The following is a 1,998-nucleotide window of genomic DNA, read 5'->3' as shown; positions in this document are numbered from 1 at the left end:
CCGGCCTCGCCTTAGCCCCCGACTGACCCTGGGAGGATTAGCCTTGCCCAGGAAACCTCGGGTTCACGGCGGACGAGTTACTCTCTCGTCTCTCGCTACTCATGCCAGCATTCTCACTCCCATGCGCTCCACCGTCGGTCGCCCTCCGGCTTCTCCGCCCATGGGAAGCTCCCCTACCGATTCTGTAAATCAAAATCCCGCCGCTTCGGTGTCCAGCTTAGCCCCGTGTATTGTCGGCGCATGTCCACTCGACCAGTGAGCTGTTACGCACTCTTTGAATGGATGGCTGCTTCTAAGCCAACATCCTGGTTGTCTGGGCGGACGCACATCCTTTGCCACTCGGCTGGAACTTGGGGACCTTAGCGGGCGGTCCGGGCTGTTTCCCTCTCGAGCACACAGCTTAGCCCACATGCTCTGACTGCCGCGCTCTGGGCCGCCGGCATTCGGAGTTCGGTTGGATTCGGTAGGCGGCGAAGCCCCCTCGTCCATCCGGTGCTCTACCTCCGGCGGTGAACGCGCGACGCTAGCCCTAAAGCTATTTCGGGGAGAACGAGATATCTCCGGGTTTGATTGGCCTTTCACCCCTATCCGCAGGTCATCGCCGCCGTTTTCAACCGACGTGCGTTCGGCCCTCCACGGGGTCTTACCCCCGCTTCAGCCTGCCCACGGATAGCTCACCCGGCTTCGCGTCCGCGGCGCGGGACTCAAGTCGCCCTGTTAAGGCTCGCTTTCGCTCCGGCTCCCTTTCGGTTAACCTCGCCCCGCGCCAGCGACTCGCTGGCTCATTCTACAAAAGGCACGCCGTCACACCATAAAGGTGCTCCGACTGCTCGTGGGCGCACGGTTTCAGGTACTGTTTCACTCCCCTCCCGGGGTGCTTTTCACCTTTCCCTCACGGTACTGGTGCGCTATCGGTCACAGGGTAGTACTCAGGCTTGGATGGTGGTCCACCCAGGTTCGGACCGGGTTTCACGTGCCCGGCCCTACTCAGGGACCGCGTCGCGCCGTCCGGTCTGGGTTCGCGTACGGGGCTGTCACCCGCTGCGGCCGGCCCTCCCATGCCGTTCCGCTCCCCAGCCGGACCTGCGCCCGGGGGCGGCAGCCCCCGGATGCGCGGCCCTGCAACCCCGTCGGCGGAACCCCTGCCGGGTATGCCCGCTCGACGGTTTGGCCATCGGTCCCCTTTCGCTCGCCGCTACTCGGGGAGTCTCGAGATTGATTTCCTCTCCTCCGGGTACTTAGATGTTTCAGTTCCCCGGGTTGTCCTCCCCCCGCCTATGTGTTCAGCGGGGGGATATGCACACTGCTGTGCATGGGTTCGCCCATTCGGAGACCCCCGGGTCGAAGGATGTGTGCTCCTCGCCGGGGATTATCGCAGCTTGCCGCGTCCTTCATCGGCTCCCTGTGCCAAGGCATCCGCCGTGCGCCCGTGGTATCTTGCGGGACCGCACTCGGGCCCGCGGGATATCCACGTGTCGCTAATAAAAATTAATCGATATCATGAATAGCGCTCGTATGTCGCAATTCGGGTATCTCATACCGCGGCACAGCAGTTGTACTGTGCTCGCGATCAGATGCTCCTCACTCATAAATAAGTGAATTCTTCTTGTTTGGATCGGATGAATGATTGCTATCATTCTTTGATTTAATCGCAGAAAAGAATCGAGTCTGGAAGAATGATCTTCCATCTCTCTCCTATCGCTATGCGGCTCTCAAGGTACGCGGGTGCGACCCCGGGGACCGGGTGCTGCGGGGACTTCATCGCGGGCGACATCAACCGGACGGGCTCCTGCCCTCATTTCGAGTTAAAGTGTTTTCTCTCTAAGAACGTATCTCCCTAGAAAGGAGGTGATCCAGCCGCACCTTCCGGTACGGCTACCTTGTTACGACTTCACCCCCCTCACCCTCCACACCTTCGGCGCCTCCCCCCTCTCGGTTGGGCCGGCGACTTCGGGTGCAGACGACTCGGGTGGTGTGACGGGCGGTGTGTACAAGGCC

General features: G+C 61.3%; 2 rRNA genes. Both read right to left on the bottom strand.

Features of this window, described 5'->3' with window-relative positions:
• Positions 1–1,443: ribosomal RNA gene (locus AB5164_RS10105) — 23S ribosomal RNA — on the bottom strand; the annotation flags it as partial.
• A gap of 398 nt (positions 1,444–1,841) precedes the next feature.
• A 16S ribosomal RNA gene (locus tag AB5164_RS10100) occupies positions 1,842–1,998 on the bottom strand; the annotation flags it as partial.

Origin of the sequence: Collinsella aerofaciens, assembly GCF_040915425.1 — a bacterium.
GTDB classification, from domain to species: Bacteria; Actinomycetota; Coriobacteriia; order Coriobacteriales; family Coriobacteriaceae; genus Collinsella; species Collinsella aerofaciens_BW.
The sequence above is the reverse complement of the archived record's forward strand: the minus strand, read 5'-3'. Positions and strand labels throughout refer to the sequence as shown.